Genomic DNA, 22,279 nt, shown 5'->3' with positions numbered 1-22,279 from the left:
CCTGTGTTCAAGATACTTTTCCACTTCTATAACGACAAAAAAGAGGAGACAGAATCACATCCTGCCTCCTCCAGCATCCCCAGCATGTCATGACTATGGGGAAACATATCTTTACTTTATATGTATAATATGCCGATATCACGGCAAAACATAGTTGTTTTTCAGAAACACGTCTTCCGGAAGGCCTGTCCTGCGCCCTCCTACGGCGTCACCTTGTAGCGTTGCAGGCTTTTGGGCACCCACCAGTCCTCGAAGTTGTACATGATGCCCGCCAGGGCGGGCTTGATGCCCATGAAGCGGTTCTGCACCACGGGCAGGGCATACGGCACATAAAGGAAGCAGTAGGGCTGATCCTCGTCCAGGATCTCCTGCACCTGATGGTACAGCGCGGTGCGGCGCTGGCGGTCCGGCGTGGAGCGGGCCTCTTCCAGCAGTCTGTCCAGCCCGGGGTTCTTGTAATGGATGAAATTCAGGCCCCCGGGCACGGCCTGCGAGGAATGCCAGACCGCGAAGATGTCCGGGTCCTGGGTGATGGTCCAGCCCAGGATGATGGCATCGAAACGGCCGGTGTTCACGAATTCCCGGATGAAGGCGGCCCACTCCACGGTGCGGATGCGCACGTCGATGCCCACGGCCCGCAGCTGGCTCTGGATGATGGTGGCGGTGAGGATGCGCGGCTCGTTGCCCTGGTTGGTCAGGATGGTGAAGGCCAGGGGCCTGCCGTCCTTGTCCAGGATGCCGTCGCCGTCGCTGTCCGCGAAACCGGCCTCGGCCAGCAGCTTGCGGGCCCGGTCGGGATTGAAGCTCACAGGGCGCAGGCCCGGATGATAGGCCCAGGTGCCCGGCTTGTAGGGCCCGAAGGCCGGTTCCCCCAGCCCCAGCAAGACGCCCTTGACGATGTCGCCCCGGTTGATGGCGCAGGAGATGGCCTGCCGCACCCTTCTATCCTTGAAGAAAGGATGCTCCAGATTGAAGCCCAAAAAATTGTAGACCGAGGCCAGATAGCGGTATTTGTGGAAGGACTCCGCCCACTTTTTCCCCGATGTCTGGCGCAGGTACTGCTGCGGGCTCAGCTCCATCACGTCCAGGCGCCCGGCGCGGGTCTCCATGAACATGGTGGCCGTATCCGGGATGATGCGGAAGACCACCTCGCTGATGTGCGGCCTGCCCAGGAAATAGGTGGGGGAGGCTTCCAGCACGATGCGCACGCCCGGTTCCCAGCGCTGGAGGCGGTAGGGACCGGCGCCCACGGGCTTGCGGGCGAAGGGGGTGGCGCGGATGTTCTGCCCTTCCAGGATATGCCTGGGCAGGATGGGGTTCATCCAGGAAGACACGGCCCGGGCGAAGAACCGTTCGTAGCGGACCTCGAAGCTGTAACGGTCCAGCACCCGGAATTCCTTGATCTGGAGGAAGTCGTCGGCATAGGGGCTGCCCGTGGCCGGATCGATGACCAGCTTGTAGGTGAACGCCACGTCCTCGGCCGTCAGTTCGGTGCCGTCTTCCCAAAGGATGCCCTTGCGCAGGCGGAAGCGCAGCAGACGTCCCTCGTCTTCCATGCTGAAGGACTCCGCCGCCCAGCATTCCGGCTCCAGGTCCTTGTTGAAGCGCAGGGGCGCCACATAGAGCAGGTCCGCCACTTCGTGGGAAGCCGAGTCGGCCGTCAGGTAGGGGATGAGGTTGGAAGCCTCGCCGATGCTGCCCAGCAGGATGCGGTCACCGTCCGTGGGGGCCATGCCGGCTTCCCCGTCGTCCGCCGCGGCCGGAAGCGGCAGGCAAAGCAGCAGAAGCAGCAGAAAAATCCTTTTCCAGAAGGCGGCGCCCCCGGCCGGAGAGCGCATGCCGGCGGCCCGGAAGGCCGCGGGAAATACCATCTTTTTTTTCATAAAATATTTTTTCATAAGTTACGAGCATCTATTGCCATTGAAGTGATGCCTGTGATATTACTCCCAAATCTATTATACTGCGATTTTTCAACGGAGCCCGCCCAGAAACCGGGCCGCGGAGAGCAAGCATGAGCAGATCTGAGCAGAACGTCGTCAGGGAGATGTGCCAGACCTTCCTGCACGACGCCGTTCCGGAGTATATCCGTGACACGGCTTACTATATCCTGTCCGAAGGCGGGGTGCAAAAAATAAATATCCAGGAGGGCGAGACCTGGGAGGCGCAAGGCGTCATCCAGGGCGAAGACCTCCAGGTCTATACGCCCAGCCTGACTTTCTCCATCACGGATCGCAGCACCCGCCACCAGTGCAACTGTTCGGAGTCCTTCACCAGCACATGCCGCCATGTGGCGGCTCTGGCCCTGCGTCTGCTGGAGGAACTGCGCAAGGAACAGGGCGACGCCGAAGAGGTCACGCCCCCTGCCAAGGACTGGAAGCAGAGCTTCCGCTCCTTCTTCTCCACGGACATGGAGCCCGAGCCCGGCAAGCACTATCTCATATTCCGCTTCCAGCCGGAGCAGGGCCGTCTGCTGGTCTCCTTTTTCCGGGGCCGCCAGAACAAGTCCGGCCTGTCCAGCGTGCATAACGAGATCACGCTCCAGCAGATCATCAACAATCCCGACTGGTGCGAGTTCTCGCCCCAGCTGCCGCATGTGGCCCGCCAGATAGGCCAGCACCTGGACTATTACGGCCACCGCGTGGAGATCCCCGACGGCCTGACCTCGTGGTTCTTCTGGGCCGTGCGCAAGGAATATTACCTGCTCTGGAAGGATACCGACCGCCCCTGCCGCATCGAAAGCACGCCCTTTGCCCTCAAGCTCAAGCCCAATTTCGACGACAACGGCTTCAGCTTCGACGTGCTGCTCAAGCGTGAGGGCCGCCCGCCCCTGCCCATCCGGGCCAACGGGGCGCCCAGCGACCACCTGCACGGTGCCGAGGCCCCCGAGGACGCGCCCATCACCTTCCACGGGCAGATGCCGCTCTGGGTCTGCTACCAGCACAACTTCTATCCCGTGCAGACGGGCCTGTACCCCTCGCTGGTGCACAACCTCATCTATGAACGCCCGGTGGTGCCGCAGGAAGAGATCTCCGAATTCCTGGACCGCGTCTGGACGCGCCTGCCCTCGTCCGAGCTTTACGAGCCGCAGCAGTTTTTGCGCATGATGGAGCCCGTGTTCCAGCCGGCCACCTACAATCCCAAGCTCTTCCTGGACGAGGAAGGCAGCCTGCTGACCCTGGAGATCGACAACATCTACCAGACCCGCCACGGCGAGTTCACGCTCAACGGCCCCAACCCCGATTTCCAGACCGGCAGCTACACCTACGAAGGCCAGACCTATCTGGTGCGCCGCCACCAGGAAGAAGAGGCCCAGCTCATGAACGAGCTGGCGGGCATGGATTTCCAGGCCCGTTCCAGCAAGCTCTGGTTCCTGGAGCCGGAAGAGGCCATCGCCTTCCTGCTGGACTCCTACCCCACGCTGGTGGAGAACTACCGCGTCTACGGCGAGCGCGCCCTTTCGCGCTACAAGATGCGCACGGCCAAGTCCACCATCTCCGCCGAGGTGGTGAGCAACGAGAAGGAAAAGTGGTTCTCGCTGGAGATCAGCGTGGATTACGAGGGCCAGTCCCTGCCCCTGGACAAGATCTGGAAGGCCTGGACCCGCGGCAAGCGCTATGTGCAGCTCAAGGACGGCTCCTACACCAGCCTGCCCGAATCCTGGCTGGAAAAGATCGCCCACAAGCTCACGGCCCTGGGCCTGGACCCCAGCAAGCCGCCGCAGACCAAGTTCAAGCAGTTCGAGGCCCCGGTGCTGGACAGCCTGCTGGAGGACCTGCCCGGCGCGCGCACGGACTCCTTCTGGAACAACCTGCGCGAAAAGATCCGCTCCTTCCGCGAGGTGCGGCCCGTACCGCCGCCCAAGGCGCTGCAGGCCAGCCTGCGCAGCTACCAGCTGCAGGGCCTGTCCTATCTCAACTTCCTCTCGGAATACGGCTTCGGCGGCATCCTGGCCGACGAGATGGGCCTGGGCAAGACCGTGCAGACCCTGGCCTTCATCCAGCATATGGTGGAGAGCCGCTTCGAGGGCCCCAACCTCATCGTGGTGCCCACCTCGGTGCTGCCCAACTGGGAGCGCGAAGCGGAAAAGTTCGTGCCCGGCCTGCGCCGCCTGACCATCTACGGCACGCGCCGCGAGGGCATGTTCAAGCACATCGCGGAATCGGACCTCATCATCACCACCTACGCCCTGCTGCGGCGTGACCTGGAGGAGATGGAGAAGTACGAGTTCAACACCGTCATCCTGGACGAAGCCCAGAACATCAAGAACCCCAACACCATCACGGCCCGCGCCGTGCGCCGCATCAATGCCCGCATGCGCCTGTGCCTTTCCGGTACGCCCATCGAGAACAACCTTTTCGAGCTCTGGAGCCTGTTCGAGTTCCTCATGCCCGGCTTCCTCGGTTCGCAGCATGCCTTCCAGCGCGGCATCGTCAAGCCCATCAAGGACGGCGACGCCGAGACCCTGGATTACCTGCGCACCCGCGTGCGGCCCTTCATCCTGCGCCGTACCAAGGCCGAAGTGGCCAAGGACCTGCCGCCCAAGGTGGAGAGCGTCACCTGCTGCGCGCTGGAAGAGGCCCAGGCCGAGCTCTACGCCGCCCTGGCCCGCAAGCTGCGCGCCCAGGTGCTGGCCGACGTGGACGAAAAGGGCCTGGCCAAGAGCCAGATGTCCATCCTGGACGCCCTGCTCAAGCTGCGCCAGATCTGCTGCCATCCGCGCCTGCTCAAGATCGACCTGCCCGGCTTCTCCAACAACCTGCCCTCCGGCAAGTTCGACGCCTTCAAGGACATGGTCATGGAGATCGTGGAAGGCGGCCACAAGGTGCTGGTCTTTTCGCAGTTCGTGCAGATGCTCCAGATCATCCGCCAGTGGCTGGAGTTCTCGCAGATTCCCTTCTGCTATCTGGACGGCGCCAGCAAGGACCGCTTCGAGCAGGTGGACCGCTTCAACAACAGCCCGGACATCCCCATCTTCCTCATCTCGCTCAAGGCGGGCGGCACGGGCCTGAACCTGACCAGCGCGGACTACGTCATCCACTACGACCCGTGGTGGAACCCCGCCGTGGAAAGCCAGGCCACGGACCGCACCCACCGCATCGGCCAGACGCGGCAGGTGTTCTCCTACAAGCTCATCTGCCAGAACACGGTGGAAGAGAAGATCCTCAAGCTGCAGGAAGCCAAGCGTGGCGTGGCCGAGGCCATCATCCCCGGTCAGGACACCTGGAAGTCCCTGACCCGCGAGGATCTGGAGATGCTCTTCGAAGTCTAGACAGTCCGGGCCGCCATACGACCGCAACGCGGCGCGGAAGCAGGGCCCTGCCCCGGCTTTCGCGCCGTTTCCCGTTTTCAGGGGGAAAAGCCCTTCCGCATGGCTCCGAAGGCACGCGGCACTCCCGCCAGCGGCCAGGCGGGGGGCTGCCCTTCCCTGTCCCGGGGAGGGCCCGGCAGATCCCCCTGCCGCAGCAGGCGCCGCCTGTCGCCCCAGGCGGGGCGGCTCCGCGACGGGCGCCCCCCCTTGCACGCCCGTTCCGGGGAGGCTATGCTTCTCCTAGCCTCCGGGCTCGTCATCCCTGCCTTTCCCGGCCCGGGGACGACTCTTTTTCCGGCAGACGCCTGCCAAGGAGACGCCGCATGGACGAAGCTGCCCCCTTCACGCCCCGCACCCTGCTCTGGCGCGGCACACGCTGCCTGCGCAATGAGTCCCCCTCCCTGCGCCCCTGCGGGCTCCGCCGCCTTTGCCGTCTGTTCGGCATCGACCTGGCCGCCCGCCGGCGGGAAGCGGATCTTGTCCTGTCCGTCTTCGCCGGGCTGGCCCCCCGGCACGGTCTGGACAAGGGGCTGGCCCCTCTGGCCGTCCTGGTCCATACGCTGGTGGAGCTGGGCGACGGGACGCCCGACGCGGGCGAGATCGTGCTCACCCATCCCCTCAAACGCCTCGATGCCGATGCCAACCGGCTGCTGGCCATGACCCTGACCCTGCTCACCGTGGGCAAGGGGCGCACGGACAAGGTGGAGCCCCTGCTCACCGGCATGGGCTGCGCCCCTGACGATCCCCGGCGGCGCACCGCCGTGGTGCTGGCGGCCATCGTGCAGGTGGCCCGCTTCGCCCTGCGCTTCGATCCGCTGGAGATACGCCTGCCCGGCGAGCCCCCTGTCCTCTTCCTCATCCGGGTCCGCACGCCCCTGCGCCTGCGCAAACAGCTGGTCATCCATGCCCCGCTCTGGGAACGCCTGTTCGGCAAGTCCTCCCTGGAATGGTTCTGGACCTTCGATGCCGATGCCGGCGCGCCCGTCCCGGCCCAGGCCCCGCCTGCCGGACAACTGTTCAGCAGCCATTTCAGTGCCTATCTGCAAAGACAGGCACGGGCCCTGCATGCGCTGGCCCGCAGCGACAGTGCCCTGGACGAGGAGCCCATCCACGACGCCCGCGTCATCCTGCGCAGCCTGCTTTCCGTCTTCGGCAGCCTGAGGCCCTATCTGCGCAAGGACTGGCTGGCCGCCGTGGATCCTGATCTGCGCGCGGCCCGCAAGCTGCTGGGCGGCGTACGGGACACGGACGTGCTTCTGGGCCACATCAGGGACTATGCCCTGCGTCCCGTCCCCGCCGATGCTGCCGGAACCGCCGCGGCAAGCGGGCAGGCCCCGGAAGGCGCTGCGCCCCTTTTCCGGCCGGAGGACCTGCCCGCCGGGCTGCGCGGCCTGCATGCCTCCCTGCAACGGGAACGCGCCACGGCCCTTGCCCGTGCCGCGGCCCATTATGCCTCGGACGCCTACCGGGAGCTGCTGCACAAGCTGGACGACACTGACGCGGCCCGGACCTGCCGTCCCGCGCTGGACCGCCGCGGCCGTGCCCGGCCCATGCTGCTGGCGGACATCATGGCCGCCGGCGTGGATCAGGCGGTGCGCAACCTCCTTGCCCATGACCGCTGGACGCACGGGCACCTGATCCCCGAGGACCTGCTGCACAACATGCGCATCGCTTTCAAGCAGCTGCGCTATCTGATGGCCTTTTTCGGCAGCCAGGGCGGCAGGAACGGCGAGCGCCTGATCCGCCTGTGCCGCCGCTGCCAGGAGAGCCTCGGGCAGATGCACGACAATGCCGTGGCCGCGGCCACGGCCCTGCGCCACCTGCAGCGCTTGCCGCAAGCCCGGCGGCATGCGGCCGATGCCGACGGTCTGGAGGAGTACGCCCACTGGTGCGAGGAGGAGATGCACCGTCATGCCATGAGCTTTCTGACGGACTGGACGGAAAGCGGTCGGGACGAGCTCTGCCGCCTGGCCCGCAGGCTCTCCCCGTCCGCGGGGGATACGCTGCCCCTGCTCCGCCCCGGCGACTAGACGCATGCTCCCCCGGGAGCGTACGGCACAAGGATCGGCAGTCCCAATAAAAAAGCGCCCTGCGCAGGGCGCGGCAACAGATCACCGGCAGGGCGGGATACCTGCTCCCTGCCCTCCGGCTTCCGGGGCCCCCTGCCCCTGTGAAGGATGCCGCCGCTAGCGGGACGTGCCCAGGAACTGGGTGGACACGAAGCTGGCGTACTGGTCGGTCATGCCGGTGATGAAATCCAGCACCCGCAGATACGAGACGTAGAGGTCATCCTCCCGGCGCGGCGCATGGCCGCCCATGAGCTGCAGGGCCTGCTGCTCCTTGTAGGTGAGCCGTCCGGGATCGCAGATGCGGCGATGGCAGGCCGGGATGAAGGTATCCAGCAGGCGCTTGTAGACGCTGTAGGAGCCTATCTCCAGTGCCGTCTTGTGGCTGTTCTTGAGGATGCGCCCGTTGAAGATATCCCTGGCCCTGGCCATATAGGCCCGGACATCTTCCGGCGCCATGTCCATGAGCGGGCCCTCGAATTCCCGGCGCATGATGCGCTCGTACTGGGCGGCGAAGGTCTCGAACAGGCTCGCGGTCACATGGCCGATGACGCGGGCCCGCACATAGCCGGCCCGCTCCCGGTCGGAGCCCATATGGTCCAGCCGCTGCGGATCGAGCTCCAGGCTGGGGGCCAGGGGCTCCACCACCTTCAGGATGTCCGCCAGGGTGATGATGTCCAGCTCGCGGGCGTCTTCCATGTCCACGATGCGGTAGCAGGTATCGTCGGCCGCTTCGGCCAGCAGGGAGAGCGGATGCCGGGCAAAGTCGCCCCGGCGCGTCTTCAGGCCCAGGGCGCGGAACACGTCCTCGAAGATGGCCGCCTCGGCCTGGTAGTAATTGAACTTGCACTTGCCGCCCCGCGCACGGGACTGCCAGGAATCCCACGGATATTTGACCATGCTGGCCAGCGTGGGATAGGTGAGCCGGAACCCGCCCTGGTCGCGGTTGTTCTCCACCACGTTGACCACCCGGAAGCCCTGGGCGTTGCCGTCGAAGCAGCGGAAATCGCTCTGCTGCGTCTCCTCCAGCGCATTCACATAGGTATGGTTGGCCGGGTCCCCGAACCAGTCGCGGATGGCGAACTCGCCCGCATGGCCGAAAGGCGGATTGCCGATATCGTGGGCCAGGCAGGCGGCCTCCAGGATCTGGCCGGGGAATTCCGGCGCGGCGTAGTCCGGCAGCTCGCCCCGGCGGCGCAAGAAATAGCCCGCCATGGCGCCCAGCGAACGCCCCACGCTGCTGACTTCCAGCGAGTGGCTGAGGCGCGTGTGGATGTGGTCGTTACGCACCAGCGGATGCACCTGCGTCTTGCGGGCCAGACGCCGGAACGAACTGGAATAGATGATGCGGTCCCTGTCCTTCAAAAAAGGGCTGCGGGCCGGGTCCAGCTTTTTGAAATCCACACCGCTGCCCCCGTAGCGCAGGGGAAGCAGCAGTTTGCGCCACTGTTCCTGAAAATTCATGGGACCTCCCGCTTGCCTGAAATGCTGGCACCGTGCCAGTACGTACAGAATCTGCCATGCCTGTATGCAGAACACAAGGGCGGCCGGGGCATGGTGGTCCTGCTCGCCTCCCCCGCCGGGCCAGGAACAGGGCATGCGGCCGGTGATGATGCCGGACAGGCACGGGATCCGGCCCTTTCTTCCGTACATCCCGGAGCCGGGGCGCCCCTCTTGACGGCCAGCCGCTTGCCACCTATAAGGACAGCACGCGCTCGTAGCTCAGGTGGATAGAGCAGGAGCCTTCTAAGCTCTTGGCCGGGGGTTCGAATCCTCCCGGGCGCGCCAATATTTCAGGGACTTGCGGAAATACGACTGCAAGTCCCTTTTCTTTTCCCCGCGCCATTCCCCGCACAGACCTGAAAAGGTCGGTTTTAAAGAAAAAACTTTTTCTTCAATGCTGGACCACTCTAACTGCTGCCCCCCTTGAAAGAAAACAGCGTTTATTTTAATCATAGATAGTAATTATGAAGTTCATTTTTTTGGGGGGTATCTTGGCTAGAAAAAAATTTATTGTGACAGGATTTGTTAGTGATTTAATTACTATTTGTATATTCATATCCCCTATCGCTCTTATACTTAAATTTATTGCAGATAATTCTGAAATTTTTAGATAGTGTCTACACGAGTTTAAGTTAATACCTTAAGCCATATCGCTATACAGCGTATTTGTGCAGCAGCCTCAAATGAAGTGAGCATCTTCGCATATCTTGTAGCGATACCGCGCCACCGTTTGAGATGGAGAAAAGCATTCTCCACCAAGTGCCTCACTCGATAGAGGCTCTTATCATACCAACGTTGCGTCTTACGATTCCTTTTGGGGGGAATAACAATTTCGCAACCAGTCTCAGTTGCTTTATCTATGAGCTCATTGCTGTCATATCCGCGATCCGCCAACAAACATTGAGCGGTAATACCGTCAATCAAGGCTACGGCTTGTGTGCAATCCGCTGTGGTACCAGCTGTAACAGCAACTCTGACCGGCATACCATGCGCATCCACGGCCAGGTGTATTTTACTGTTGAGCCCCCTTTTGTGCGGCCCATACCCTGATTACCGCCTCTAGCCCCTGCCGCATGGGGGTGGACTTTGCAATGGCTGGCATCGATCATCAACCATTCAAAATCTGGCTCATCAATCAATATTTCAAGGAGTTTTTCCCATACTCGTTTGTCTCGCCAACGAATAAAGCGTTGATGAACGGTTCCCCATTTGCCATATTCCGGTGGCAGGTCTCGCCACGGCGCACCAGTACGCAATATCCAGAAGACGGCATTGATAAAGAGGCGATTATCCTTTGCTACACCTCCCCATTGCCCGCTTTGCCCAGGTAGATGAGGTTCCAATAAGGCCCACGCAGCATCCGAAATGTCATGGCGGCGTTGAGGATTCGTCATAAGCACATCCTTGCAGAATTGATGCACTCCTCATAATATAAATCTCGTGTAGACACTACCTAGCAACATTTTTTTGCTTGTTATTTTAGCAGTTGCACTAATAACATTGTTATTTTTTATCTACTATATATATTCATCAATATATTTTCTAGGAAAAAGATTTACACAAATAAAAAATAGTGTTTCCGAATATATACAAGACTGGAATAATCTTAATAAATATATAGATGAATTAAAGATAAACCAATTTGGTTTAAATCAACTTAAACACGGAACAGCAAATCTTGAAGATAACAGTAAATGGAAGTATAGCCGTAAAGAACTGAAGAGTATGCGATATGCCCCCAATATTTATTACTGTTCGCGCTCAGTTTGTAGTAGTGCAAGCAAAGAACCTTTTAAGTATATTTGTAAATACTTCAAAATAATTCCTTCTGCTGATAGCTTAGAAAAAGCAGAGACAATGCTGAATAACTTTGAGGCTGTTAATGAAGGGAAACAGTATCTTATAGCTAAGAAAAATAGCATTTATAGGAGTATTGAGAAAGATATCCCCTTTCTTATCCGTAAATTTAGCAAAGGGAAACTCAATAAAGAACTTGGTTTTGAGCATACCGATTTTCATGACATATACTATCCATCATATATATTTAAATATATTTCATCTGGCGGAAATGCTGGTATGAGTTGTAAAATAGTTTTAGATACTAATACATTGAATGAATTCATTGTTTATCTCTCAAATATTGTCAAATTTAAGAAAAGCATTGCTGGACAGCGAGCTTTAATGACTAGTCGATTGCGGCATTACATTCTTGAACGAGACAACTATACATGCAAATTATGTGGGAATTCAACTAAATTTGAGCCGAATCTACTACTTGAGATTGACCATATAATCCCTGTTTCCAAAGGAGGATTGACAGAATTAAATAATTTACAAACACTCTGCTGGAGATGCAACAGAGCAAAAGGTGCTAACATCCCTCAATAATAAATCGTTGTTTTCTCAAAACCCAGTTTCATCTAGCTATAGCGCCAACAGCCACCAGCAGAACTCCGATGAGCCGTTTTTTGTGTTTCCTACAAAGAGCTGGCCCGCCGTTGCCGGAGCTATGATGCCTTCCCGCACGGCATCCAGCACAGCATCCGCGAAGGCGGGCAAATCTTCCACACTGCTGACAGGCGGCAACTCCAGCAGGGGCAAGGGCTGTTCCCGTATTTCCGGCAGCAGGCGCGCCCGCACCATTTCCTGCAACTGTACAAGCGCGGCCAGATCTTCCCGGCCGGCCTTTTCAAGACGGATCATGCATGGCCTCCTTTTCAGAGTGCAGCCTAGCAGGGGAAGGGGGCTGCCGCAAGCAGGCCCCCCTGAAACGGGCAACACTATGCCGCCCGGTCCCGCAGGCCGCTGTTGCAGTCAGCAGGCAGCAACAGCCACAGGCATAAAATATTTTTCCCGCACGGCCGTCCTGCGATGGAACGTTTTTTCCCCTCGGCACGAGCGCTGACAAGGGCAGGGAATTGTGGCATGGTCACGGCATGGAGACTGCAAAGCATTTCACCACCATCGGCCAGATCTGGGAACACCTGGACGGCCTTGGTTTCTTCCACATGGACCTGAGCCTGACGCGCATGGAGACGGCGCTCGCCCGCCTGGGCCTTTCCCGCCCGCCCTTCGTGGTGGCCCAGATCGTGGGCACCAACGGCAAGGGCTCCACGTCCGCCTTCCTGGACAGCCTGTCCCGCGCCCACGGCTGCCGCACCGGGCTCTATACCTCGCCGCATTTCCTTTCCCCCTGCGAGCGCATCCGCATCGACGGCGCTCCCCTGCCGGAGGCCCTGTGGCCGGAGCTGGCCACGGAGGTCCACGCGGCGCGACCGGACCTGACCTATTTTGAGTTCCTCACCGTGCTGGCCGTTCTGGCCTTTGCCCGCCAGGGCGTGCAGCTGGCCGTCATGGAAGCCGGGCTGGGCGGCGCCCACGACGCCACCACGGCCCTGGCCAGCGACCTGACCTGCGTCGCGCCCGTGGCCATGGATCATGCCGCCATCCTGGGCCCCACCCTGCGCGACATCGCCCTGGACAAATGCGGTGCCATCCGCCCCCGCGTGCCGGTGGTCAGCGCGCCCCAGTTCCCGGCCGCCGAAGAGGTGCTGCGCTGCCAGGCCGAACAGCTGGCCGCGCCCCTGCATATCGTCGATCCCCTGCCGGGCAACATGCCGCTGGGGCTGGCCGGGCCGCACCAGCGCATCAACGCCGCCGTGGCCCTGCACGCCTGGCAGGCCCTGGCCCCGCGCCTGCAGGTGACGCCGCGCCCTGATGCCGTGGCACGGGGACTGGCCCGGGCCTTCATGCCCGGCCGTTTGCAGTCCGTGCCCGCCACGGACCAGCATCCGCCCCTGCTGCTGGACGGCGCCCACAACGCCCACGGCATGGCCGCCCTGCTGTCCCATGTACGCCAGTCCGGTCTGCGCCCGCGCGCGGCCATCTATTCCTGCCTGGGCGACAAGGACTGGCACCCGGCCCTGATGTTGCTCAAGCGTGCCCTGGGCGACGCACCGCTCTTCATCCCGGCCCTGCACAACGAACGCGCCGCCGACGCCGCCCGGGTGGTGGCCGCCGCCAACGCCGCTGCCCCGGCCCACGCCACCCTGCTGCCCGATGTGCGCGACGCCCTGGATGCCGTGCGTGACCTGCCCGGCGACGACAGGGCCCCGGTCATCATCAGCGGTTCCCTGTACATGCTGGCGGAATTCTACAGCCTCTATCCCCACCTGCTGGAACAGCCCGCCCCCGCCCGGGGCGCCCGGGAGGACGCATGAACCATCTTTTCCGTGCCCTGCCGTCCATGGACGCCAGCCTGGATGCCCTGCTGGCGGCGGACAAGACCCTGCACGACCTGCCCCGACCCCTGCTGCGCGAGGCCGTCACCGATTTCTGGAACAGCCGCCGCGACGACATCCGCGCCGGACGCGTGCAGGATGCCGCCGAACTGGCCCTGGAGGCCTGCCTGCCCGAACTGCTGGCCTTCGTCCGCCGCACGACGGCGCCGCGCCTGCGCAACGTCATCAACGGCACCGGTGTGGTCATCCATACCAACATGGGCCGTTCCGTACTGGCCCGGAGCGCCCAGGAGGCCGTGCGCCGGGTCATCTCCGGCTACTGCAACCTGGAGCTCGACCTGCACAGCGGCGGCCGCGGCAGCCGTTACGTCATCATCGACGGGCTGCTCCAGCGCCTGACCGGCGCCGAGGCCGGCATGGTGGTCAACAACAACGCCGCCGCCGTCCTGCTGGTGCTGGACACCTTCTGCAAGGGCGGCGAGGTCATCGTCTCGCGCGGGGAGCTGGTGGAGATCGGCGGCAGCTTCCGCATCCCGGAAGTGATGGAAAAAAGCGGTGCCCGCCTGCGCGAGGTGGGCGCCACCAACCGCTGCCACCTGCGCGACTACGCCGCCGCCATCAATGAGACTACCCGCGCCCTCATGCGCGTGCACACCTCCAACTACCGCATCGTGGGCTTCCATTCCGCCGTGCCCCTGCCCGAGCTGGCGGCCCTGGCCCGGGAACACGGCCTGCCGGTCATCGAGGATCTGGGCAGCGGTTCCTTCATGGATTTTTCCGCCGTGGGCCTGCCCAACGAGCCCACGGTGCCCGAAGTGGTGGCCGGGGGCGCCGACGTGGTGACCTTTTCCGGCGACAAGGTGCTGGGGGGGCCGCAGTGCGGCCTCATCGTGGGCAGCCGGGAGCGCATCGAGGCCCTGAAAAAGAATCCCCTCACCCGCGCCCTGCGCTGCGACAAACTGACCATGGCCGCGCTGGAAGCCACGCTGCGCCTCTATTGCGAGCCCGAACGCGCCCGCCGCGAGATACCGACCCTGCGCGACATCTGCCGGGATCCCGGGGAGCTGGCCCGCGCTGCCCGCTCGCTGGCCGCCCGCCTGCGCCGCGCCCTGGGCCCCGCCTGCCGTGTCAGCCTGCGCCCCGATGTCTCCCGCGTGGGCGGCGGCGCCTTCCCGGAACGCGACCTGCCCACCACCCTGGTCTGCCTGGAGCCCGCCGCCATGAGCGCCACGGCCCTCAAGCAGGCCCTGCTGGAGACCACGCCGCCGGTGCTGGGCCGTCTGGAAGAAAAGAGCTTCTGCCTTGACCCGCGCACGCTCCTGCCCGAAGACCTGCCGCGCCTGACGGCCCTGCTCAGGCAGCTGCTGGCCGGCTAGACCAGATTTCGGCCCGCACCCCGCTCCACAGCGCCCTGCGGGCCATGCCTCCCGGCCATGCACCGGCCGGAGCATCACGCCCTGCCGTGGCTGCCGTCCTTCCGGCCGGCCGGGCAGCGGCGCCATGAAAAGGCAGCCACCGCCGCCTAAAGGATACTGGATATGAAAAAAGCAGAAACGCCTTCCCTCACCTACAGTCCCCGCAATGCCTGGGACGTGTACACCACCGCCACCCAGAAGCGCCAGATGGACGCCCTGGTCAAGCGGTACATGGATTTCCTCAGCCATTGCAAGACCGAACGCGAGACCGTGGCCTATGTGCAGAAACGCCTGCAGGAAGCCGGTTTCAGCGAGGACTTCAAAAAGAACTCCGTGTTCCGCAACCTGCGCGGCAAGGCCATCTTCGCCGCCCGCAAGGGCAAGATCCCGCTGCAGAAGGGCGTGCACCTCATCGCCGCCCATGCCGACAGCCCCCGCCTGGACTTCAAGCAGCGCCCGCTCATCGAACAGCCCGGCGTGGCCCAGGCCAAGACCCACTATTACGGCGGCATCCGCAAATACCAGTGGCTGGCCCGTCCCCTGGCCCTGCACGGCGTGGTGGTGCTGGAGAACGGCAAGAGCATCAGCGTGGCCATCGGTGAAAAAGCCGGCGAGCCCGTCTTCACCATCGCCGACCTGCTGCCCCACCTGGCCCGCAAGCAAAGCGGCCAGACCCTGGCCGAAGTCTTTGACGGCGAAAAGCTGAACATCATCCTGGGCCACAGCCCGGCCCCCGCCGCCGCCAAGAACAAGGACATCAAGGAGCCCATCAAGCAGCATGTGCTGGAGCTGCTCAACGCCAAGTACGGCATCCGCGAGGAGGACCTCGTCACCGCCGAGCTCCAGGTGGTACCCGCGGGCCCCGCCACCTATGTGGGCTTCGACAAGGGCCTGGTGGGCGGCTACGGCCAGGACGACCGCATCTGCGTCTTCACCGCCCTGGAGGCCCTGCTCGGCGCCAGGAACACCAACCGCCTCTGCCCCAACATGGCCGTCATGTTCTGGGACAAGGAGGAGATCGGTTCCGACGGTGCCACCGGGGCGGCCTCCCGCTTCCTGCAGTACTGCTTCGAAGACCTGGCCCGCGCCTGGGCCCCGGGCATCCCGGTCTCGCAGGTGCTGCTCAATACCCGCGCCCTGTCCGCCGACGTGGACGCCGCCTTCGACCCCGACTTCCCCGAAGTGCACGAAAAGCAGAACGCCGCCCAGCTGGGCCACGGCCCCGTCTGCTCCAAGTACTCCGGCTCCGGCGGCAAATACGGTGCCAGCGACGCCGATGCCGAGTTCTACGGCTATGTGCGCGGCCTGTTCAACGCCCGCAACATCCCCTGGCAGCCCGCCGAACTGGGCAAGGTGGACGTGGGCGGCGGCGGCACCGTGGCCCTTTTCCTGGCCGCCTACGGCATGCAGGTCATCGACTGCGGCCCGGCCCTCCTCGCCATGCACAGCCCCTTCGAGCTGGCCAGCTGCGTGGACATCCTTGCCACGGCAGAAGCCTATAAAGCCTTCCTCGAAGGTTAGTCCGCCGCTGTTGGAGCGGCTCCATTGAGAGGGGGCGGGGACGTTTTTTGTAAAAACTGTCCCCGCCCCCTCTCAAACTCTCCCCCACCCCTGAAAAAACGTTCCTCCGGCCGGCATGGAAGGTCTCCGTCGCTGTCTGGCAGGGAGGAATTTTGTTCCCTGACCGGCGAAAAGACAGGACATCATGCCGCCATGCCTGTTGCCTGTCCCACGGGACTATCTGCTATGCCCGACGGAGCGCAAGACGCCCGCCGCACACCTCACCCTATCCGGAAGCACGTCCCCTCTTGCCTCTCTCACGCCTGCCTGGTGGCGTATCACGACCATCCGTCCGGTATTTCCTGTTTCCCGCCACCGGACACCCGCTGACCAAAGCCCCAAACTACAAAAGCGGACATCCCAAGGGATGTCCGCTTTTCGTTTTACCCGCCGGTCAGCGACGGAGACCTTCCAGAAAGACCATATGAGCGGTTTTGGGGGAGGGGGCTCGAACCAGCCTTTCCCCGCTCCCTACCGTGCCACCAGCACCCAGGCGGGACCGGGGGCATCCAGATGGCTGGCCACGTAATTGGCGCGCTCGGAACCACCGCAGAACAGGTCGATGCGCCGCTGCTTGATGGCGCCGCCCACGTCCTGGGCAAAACCGATGCCGCGCAGGGGCAGGCTGCCGTATCTCTCGTCCGGCACGTTGACGCCAAAGGCCACCACGGCGCCCAGCGGGATATAGCTGCGGTCCACGGCCAGGGAGAGCCATTCGTCCACCACATGGCCCATGGCGCCGGTGGGGCCGCGGCTGCCGTAGCGGAAAAAGACGTAGCTGGGGTTCTCGTTGAGGATCTCGCGCACGCGCTGGGGATTGTCCTTGAACCACTGGCGCTGCTCGAAGATGTCGCCGCGCTTGAGCAGGCCCTTCTCGCGCATGATGCGGCCCGAGCTCTTGTATTTGTGGCCGTTCTGGCCCGCGTAGTTGATGAAGGCCTCGGTACCGTCATCGAAGACCAGGCGGCCGGAGCCCTGGATCTCCAGGAAGAACACGTCCACGGGGTCCGCGGCCCAGGCCAGTTCCAGCCCGCGCCCGGCCAGCAGCTGCTGCTCTTCGATCTGGCGGCGGGTGTAGTAGCGGCCCTTGTGGCGGCGCTTGTACTGCTTCATGTCCGGCGGCAGGGCGTAGATGGCCTGCTCATAGCCGGGCTTGCGGGTACGGCTGGCCCTGACGCGGGGCTCATAGTAGCCGGAATAGGCGATGCCGGAGGGGACTTCCACCCACTGGAAATTCTGGAGGAAGAGCTGCGGTTCGGCATCCAGACGGGGCAGCAGCGCCTGCAGGCGCAGCAGGGTGCGTTCCATGTCGCCCCAGGTCAGGCGCAGGCCGGGGCGGTCGATGGCCACGGCCCCGGCGGGCTTGCTCTTGACATAGCGCAGGGATTTCCGCACCGTAGGCGCCATCTCGCGCCATGACTGCAAGTCCTGGTTCCGGGGCGCAAGATGCTCCGTGAAGAATTCGGGCGACTCAAAGCCCACGGCGGGCCCTTTGGGGATCAGGTATTCCTCGTGCGTCTGCCGCGACCCGCAGCCGGACAGCGCCAGGGCGGCCAGCAGCACGGCGCACAGCGCCAGACGCGGGAGCCCCTTCCCCACACGCAAAGGAGTTTTCTGATGCATGACGATTTTCCTTCCCCGGCCATCTGGTTCACCCACCGGATCTCCTACGGTGAAACAGATACCATGGGCGTTCTGTATTACGCGGAGTATCTCCACATCTTCGAGAGGGCGCGCAGCGAATTCATCCGCGCCTGCGGCATGAGCTACCGTGATGTGGAGGAAAAGGACATCATCCTGCCCGTCCGCGAGGCCCAGTGCCGTTACCGTTCCCCGGCCCGCTATGACGATCTGGTGCAGGTGCACACGGCCATCAGCCAATGGGGCCGCGCGTCCATGCGCTTTGTATACGAGATGTGGAACGAGGACAAGACGCGCCTGCTGGCCACGGGCAGCACCCAGCACGCCCTGGTGAACCACCAGGGACGGCCGGTGGCCGTGCCGGACTGGCTGCGCGAGCTTCTGGGCAACCTGAACTAGGGACGGCCGGACCGCCACCTGCGAAAAAAGCCGGGGATACCCCGGCTTTTTTTATGGCTTCGGAAAAATTTTTCACAATATTTTTTGTTATTTTCCGCCTTGCACCGGCCCTATCTTGCGGCGGGGACAGAAAGGGCGTGCGCCGGGCACGGATTTTCGGGCTCCCGGGGTGGCCCCCGTCCCCTTCCTTGCACAGGCAGCCATCTATTTTGGCTTTCCGGGCGCAGATGTCAAGTTGAGCAAAACAGCTCGGGCACTTCCCTTTTTGGCCATGTCGGGCTATGGTTTTATTACTACCGTGTGAAAGGTCGCACGTTGCCCTCGTAAATCCGGCGGCCCCGGGCCCGCCATATCGCTTACTAAGGGAGTTTTAGCATGTCCAACCCCGTGGATACCCAACGTACTTACGCACTTGTAGGCACCGGCGGCTGCGGCAAAACGTCGCTGGCCGAGATGCTCCTCTTCAATAGCGGCGCTCTGACCCGCATGGGTGCCATTGAAGACGGTACCAGCTGCCTCGACTACGAACCGGAAGAAGTACGTCGCCGCGGCTCCATCCAGCCCGCGGTGGCTACCTGCCTCTGGAACAAGAACCGCCATTTCATGCTGGATATCCCGGGTGACGGCAACTTTACCGGTGACATGGAATGCCTGCTCAAGGGCGTGGACAGCGTGGTCTTCGTACTGGATGCCGTGGACGGCGTGCGCCCGCTGACCAAGAAATTCTGGAACCTCGTCCGTGCCGAGAACCTGCCCGCCATCTTCGTCATCAACAAGATGGACCGCGACCGCGCCGATTTCCAGATGGCCTTCGACGGCCTGGCCACCCTGGGTGTCAAGGCTGTGGCCCTGCAGGTGCCCGTCCGTGAAGGCGAGGCCTTTACCGGCTATGTGGACGTGCTGACCGGCAAAGCCTACGCCTTTGGCGACAACGGCGCCGTCAGCGAATGCGAGGTGCCCGCCGATGTGGCCGACGACGTGAGCCTGCTCCATGACCTGACCGTGGAAAACATCGCCGAAAGCGATGAGGAGCTCATGGAAAAATACCTGGAAGAAGGCAGCCTGTCCCTGGAAGACCTCCAGACCGGTCTGCGCAAAGGCACCGTGACCGGTGAGCTCTGCCCCGTGCTGGTCTGCTCCTCCCTGGAGAACAAGGGCGGCGTGGCCGTGCTGGAAGCCATCCAGGCCCTGCTGCCCGCCGCGACCGAACGCCCCGCCTTCGTGGACGCCCAGGGCCAGGAACGCGCTCCCGATCCCGAAGGTCCCGTGGCCGGCTTCGTCTTCAAGACCCTGGCCGACCCCTTCTCCGGCCAGCTTTCCCTGGTGCGCATCCTCTCCGGCACCATCAGTGGTGATGTCACCCTCAAGAACATGCGCAGCGGCGAGAACGAGCGCCTGGGCAGCCTGCTTTTCCTGACCGGCAAGACCCAGACCCCCTGCAAGGAACCTGTGGGCCCCGGTGCCATCGTGGCCGTGGCCAAGCTGAAGAACACCCGCACCGGCGACAGCCTGTGTGACGAAAAGCAGCCCTTTGCCCTGCCCATGCCCAAGCTGCCGCCGCAGCTCATCACCTACGCGCTGGCCCCCAAGGAAAAGGGCGATGAAGACAAGGTCTACTCCGCCATCCAGCGCCTGCTGGACGAAGACATCACCCTGCGCCTGGCCCGCGATGAGGAAAACGGCGACATCCTGCTTTCCGGCATGGGACAGCTGCACATCGAGCTTTCGGTGGAAAAGGCCAAACGCCGTTTCAAGGTGGACATCAACCTCAAGACGCCCAAGGTGCCCTATCGTGAGACCGTGCGCGGCAAGGTGCAGGTGCAGGGCCGTCACAAGAAGCAGTCCGGCGGCCGCGGCCAGTTCGGCGACTGCTGGATCGAGATGGAAGGTCTGCCCCGCGGTTCCGGCTATGTCTTCGAAGACGCCATCGTGGGCGGCGTGATCCCCCGCCAGTACATCCCCGCCATCGACAAGGGCATCCAGGAAGCGGCCGCCCGCGGTTTCCTGGCCGGTTGCCAGGTGGTGGACTTCCGCGTCAAGGTCTACGACGGCAGCTACCATACCGTGGACTCCTCGGAAATGGCCTTCAAGGTGGCCGGTTCCCTGGCCTTCAAGAAAGCCATGGAAAGCCTCAAACCCGTGCTGCTGGAACCCATCGTGCTGCTGACCGTGTCCGTGCCCGATGAATGCATGGGCGACGTCATCGGCGACCTTTCCTCGCGCCGCGGCAAGGTGCTGGGTTCCGACTCCGCCGCCGGCGTCACCGAGATCAAGGCCCATGTGCCCATGAGCGAAGTGCTGCGCTACGCGCCCGACCTGCGCTCCATGACGGCCGGCCAGGGCTTCTTCACCATGGAATTCGCCCACTACGAAGAGGCTCCCCAGCCCGTGGCCGACAAGGTCATCGCCGAACACCAGAAGGCCGTGGCCGGCGAATAGGCCCCACGCCCCCCTCTGCCGATCCAGGGCCACACGCTTCGTGCGGGTGGCCCTTTTCGTCTGCCTGCCGTTCCCGGCCAGGCGGGAAGAAGACGGCCCACGAAGGGCATGGTCCTCCGCGGGCAGCAAAAAAGGGAGGCTATCCGCGGATATCCTCCCCTTGCCCCAAAAATGGGAGCGGCTTTTACAGGGAAAGCAGGCCGGGAGCGGCATGCGGGGCCGTGTGGACCCTGCCCGCAAGGCTCATCTCGGGACGGATGCCCGCATTGCGTTCGATGAGCTCCACCGCGCGGGAGATCTGGCGACCGACACGGGATTCATTGGCTATCTCGCGTTCCAGCGAGGTGATGCCCTTGATGACCGTGGAGTGGCGGCGGTTGAAGCGCTCGCCGATCTCCTTGAGGGACATGTCCGTGTGCTTGCGGGCCAGATAATAGATGGTGTTGCGGGCCAGCACATACTGCTGCTTGTGCGAGCGGGATGCCAGCTGGCGTTCGTTGAGGCCGTAGCTTTCGCAGACCAGGCGCACGATGGAGGCGAAGTCCGGCCCGCAGTCCACGGTGGCGTACTGTTGCAGCACTTCCAGGGCCAGTTCGGGGTTGAGGCCGCAATTGAGCATGCGCGCCTTGAACACCAGGCTCTTGAGACAGGACTCCAGCTGCCGCACATCGCCCTGCAGGCGTCCGGCCAACAGATCGCAGACCTCGTCAGGCAGCAGCACCTGGAAGCTCTTGGCCTTGCGCTCCAGGATATGGCGGCACATCTCCGCATCGGGCCGCTCCAGGGGCGACACGATGCCGGAACAGAAATGGGAGACCAGCCGGCTGTCCAGCCTTTCCAGCTCGCGCGGGGAAAAGCTGCTGGTAAAGATGGCGCGGCCGCCGCGATCCTGCAGGCTCTTGATGACGGTCAGGACCATGTCCTGCATCTTTTCCTTGCCCTGCAGGAAATGCACGTCTTCCAGAAGGAGCACGTCCAGGTCGCGCAGACGGGCGCGGAAGCCCTCCACATCGTTGCTGCGCAGGGCCGACACATACCGCGAGGCCAGATCCTCGGCGGAAAGATAGGCCAGGCGGGCCTGGTTGCCCTGCTCCTGCACGGCGCGGCCCACGGACTGCATGATATGGGTCTTGCCCAGGCCGGAAGCGGAGCTGACGAACAGGGTCTCCACGCAGCCGCCGTCATGGCAGATATCCTTGGCCGCGGCCACGGCCATGGCATTGCAGGGCCCGACCACGAGATCGTCGAAACTGAAGCGCCAGCGCTGGCGGGCGCGGGGGCGCAGCGTGGGGGCAGGCAGGGGCAGGGAACACTGGCTGGGCTGAAGGGGCCGGGCCGGGCGGGCGGGCGCCGCGGACATCCCGTGCGCGGAGGCTGCCCCGGGGGCGACCAGCGGCGGCGCGACGGCGGCGGGCGCGAAGGGAGCGGCAGGGGCGGAAGGGGCACCCTGACAGGAGATGCGGATATCGATACACTCCGGCGCCACCTGCAGCACAGGGGCGGCAGCGGAACGCAGGGTCTCCTGCATGCGGTCGCGCAGCCAGCGGGCCACATATTCACTGGGTGCGGCAAGGCACAGGCTGTTCCCCTCGATATGGGCATCCAGAGGATGTATCCACACCTTGAAGATGCCGGGATTGAGGATGCCCCTCAAGTTTTCAGAAATCTTCTGCCACTGCTCTTGCATGCCTGTCATTGCCCGCCCAT

14 protein-coding genes and 1 tRNA gene are annotated in these 22,279 nt (G+C 63.1%); 9 read left to right on the top strand and 6 right to left on the bottom strand.

What is annotated here, in order from left to right:
* Positions 1-200: 200 nt before the first annotated feature.
* Positions 201-1,733, bottom strand: a complete 1,533-nt coding sequence (locus tag DESPIGER_RS00085) for a peptide-binding protein (RefSeq protein WP_231927675.1) — start codon at positions 1,731-1,733, stop codon at positions 201-203.
* A gap of 278 nt (positions 1,734-2,011) precedes the next feature.
* On the opposite strand from DESPIGER_RS00085, the gene DESPIGER_RS00080 reads away from it, so the two are divergent.
* Together DESPIGER_RS00080 and DESPIGER_RS00075 are read left to right on the top strand one after the other, a co-directional pair.
* Positions 2,012-5,269 (top strand): DEAD/DEAH box helicase, encoded by a 3,258-nt coding sequence (locus DESPIGER_RS00080; protein WP_072331480.1) that lies wholly within the window; start codon positions 2,012-2,014, stop codon positions 5,267-5,269.
* 362 nt (positions 5,270-5,631) lie between these two features.
* Positions 5,632-7,338: a CHAD domain-containing protein gene (locus DESPIGER_RS00075; RefSeq protein WP_072331477.1), complete on the top strand. Its 1,707-nt coding sequence runs from the start codon at positions 5,632-5,634 to the stop codon at positions 7,336-7,338.
* A 156-nt stretch (positions 7,339-7,494) separates the two neighbouring features.
* On the opposite strand, the gene DESPIGER_RS00070 is transcribed toward DESPIGER_RS00075, so the two are convergent.
* The gene (locus DESPIGER_RS00070) at positions 7,495-8,838 is read right to left on the bottom strand and encodes a deoxyguanosinetriphosphate triphosphohydrolase (protein ID WP_072337405.1); all 1,344 of its coding nucleotides are present in this window, start codon (positions 8,836-8,838) and stop codon (positions 7,495-7,497) included.
* A gap of 247 nt (positions 8,839-9,085) precedes the next feature.
* Between DESPIGER_RS00070 and DESPIGER_RS00065 the strand changes: the two genes are divergently transcribed.
* Positions 9,086-9,162 (top strand) — tRNA-Arg (locus DESPIGER_RS00065).
* A gap of 342 nt (positions 9,163-9,504) precedes the next feature.
* Here DESPIGER_RS00065 and DESPIGER_RS12575 read toward each other — a convergent pair.
* A protein-coding gene (locus DESPIGER_RS12575) for an IS5 family transposase (protein ID WP_156831586.1) occupies positions 9,505-10,271 on the bottom strand; the annotation gives its coding sequence in 2 pieces (ribosomal slippage) (positions 9,505-9,911 and positions 9,911-10,271; 768 coding nt in all).
* Positions 10,272-10,344: 73 nt separating this feature from the next.
* Between DESPIGER_RS12575 and DESPIGER_RS12570 the strand changes: the two genes are divergently transcribed.
* Complete coding sequence (locus DESPIGER_RS12570; RefSeq protein WP_156831585.1) at positions 10,345-11,265, top strand: HNH endonuclease; 921 nt, start codon at positions 10,345-10,347, stop codon at positions 11,263-11,265.
* 36 nt (positions 11,266-11,301) lie between these two features.
* Here the strand turns inward: DESPIGER_RS12570 and DESPIGER_RS00040 are convergent, their stop codons facing one another.
* A complete protein-coding gene (locus DESPIGER_RS00040) occupies positions 11,302-11,580 on the bottom strand; it encodes a hypothetical protein (protein WP_072331463.1) in 279 nt (92 codons plus the stop codon).
* 233 nt (positions 11,581-11,813) lie between these two features.
* Here DESPIGER_RS00040 and DESPIGER_RS00035 point away from each other — a divergent pair, with 233 nt between their 5' ends.
* The 3 genes from DESPIGER_RS00035 (at position 11,814) to DESPIGER_RS00025 (ending at position 16,054) form a co-directional block, all read left to right on the top strand.
* A complete protein-coding gene (locus DESPIGER_RS00035; RefSeq protein WP_072331460.1) occupies positions 11,814-13,097 on the top strand; it encodes a bifunctional folylpolyglutamate synthase/dihydrofolate synthase in 1,284 nt (427 codons plus the stop codon).
* Positions 13,094-14,494 carry an L-seryl-tRNA(Sec) selenium transferase gene (gene selA / locus DESPIGER_RS00030; protein WP_072331457.1) on the top strand — a complete coding sequence of 467 codons (1,401 nt, stop codon included), beginning with the start codon at positions 13,094-13,096 and terminating at the stop codon, positions 14,492-14,494. Before DESPIGER_RS00035 ends, selA begins: the two co-directional genes overlap by 4 nt.
* 162 nt (positions 14,495-14,656) lie before the next feature.
* On the top strand, positions 14,657-16,054 hold the full coding sequence (locus DESPIGER_RS00025) for an aminopeptidase (RefSeq protein WP_072331454.1): 1,398 nt from the start codon (positions 14,657-14,659) through the stop codon (positions 16,052-16,054).
* Positions 16,055-16,564: 510 nt separating this feature from the next.
* Here the strand turns inward: DESPIGER_RS00025 and DESPIGER_RS00020 are convergent.
* Complete coding sequence (locus DESPIGER_RS00020; RefSeq protein ID WP_083575215.1) at positions 16,565-17,716, bottom strand: MltA domain-containing protein; 1,152 nt, start codon at positions 17,714-17,716, stop codon at positions 16,565-16,567.
* Here DESPIGER_RS00020 and DESPIGER_RS00015 point away from each other — a divergent pair.
* The gene (locus DESPIGER_RS00015) at positions 17,711-18,133 is read left to right on the top strand and encodes an acyl-CoA thioesterase (RefSeq protein ID WP_072331452.1); all 423 of its coding nucleotides are present in this window, start codon (positions 17,711-17,713) and stop codon (positions 18,131-18,133) included. The two genes, DESPIGER_RS00020 and DESPIGER_RS00015, sit on opposite strands and share 6 nt — an antisense overlap.
* Before the next feature lie 375 nt (positions 18,134-18,508).
* A complete protein-coding gene (locus DESPIGER_RS00010; RefSeq protein ID WP_072331449.1) occupies positions 18,509-20,572 on the top strand; it encodes an elongation factor G in 2,064 nt (687 codons plus the stop codon).
* 184 nt (positions 20,573-20,756) lie between these two features.
* Here DESPIGER_RS00010 and DESPIGER_RS00005 read toward each other — a convergent pair whose 3' ends face one another.
* Entirely contained in the window at positions 20,757-22,268 is a 1,512-nt protein-coding gene (locus DESPIGER_RS00005; RefSeq protein ID WP_072331446.1) for a DnaA ATPase domain-containing protein, read from the bottom strand.
* Between the last annotated feature and the right edge of the window lie 11 nt (positions 22,269-22,279).

The sequence above is a fragment of the Desulfovibrio piger genome, assembly GCF_900116045.1.
Taxonomy (GTDB): domain Bacteria; phylum Desulfobacterota; class Desulfovibrionia; order Desulfovibrionales; family Desulfovibrionaceae; genus Desulfovibrio; species Desulfovibrio piger_A.
Note: the sequence above shows the minus strand (reverse complement) of the source record. Positions and strands in the feature narration are given on the sequence as shown.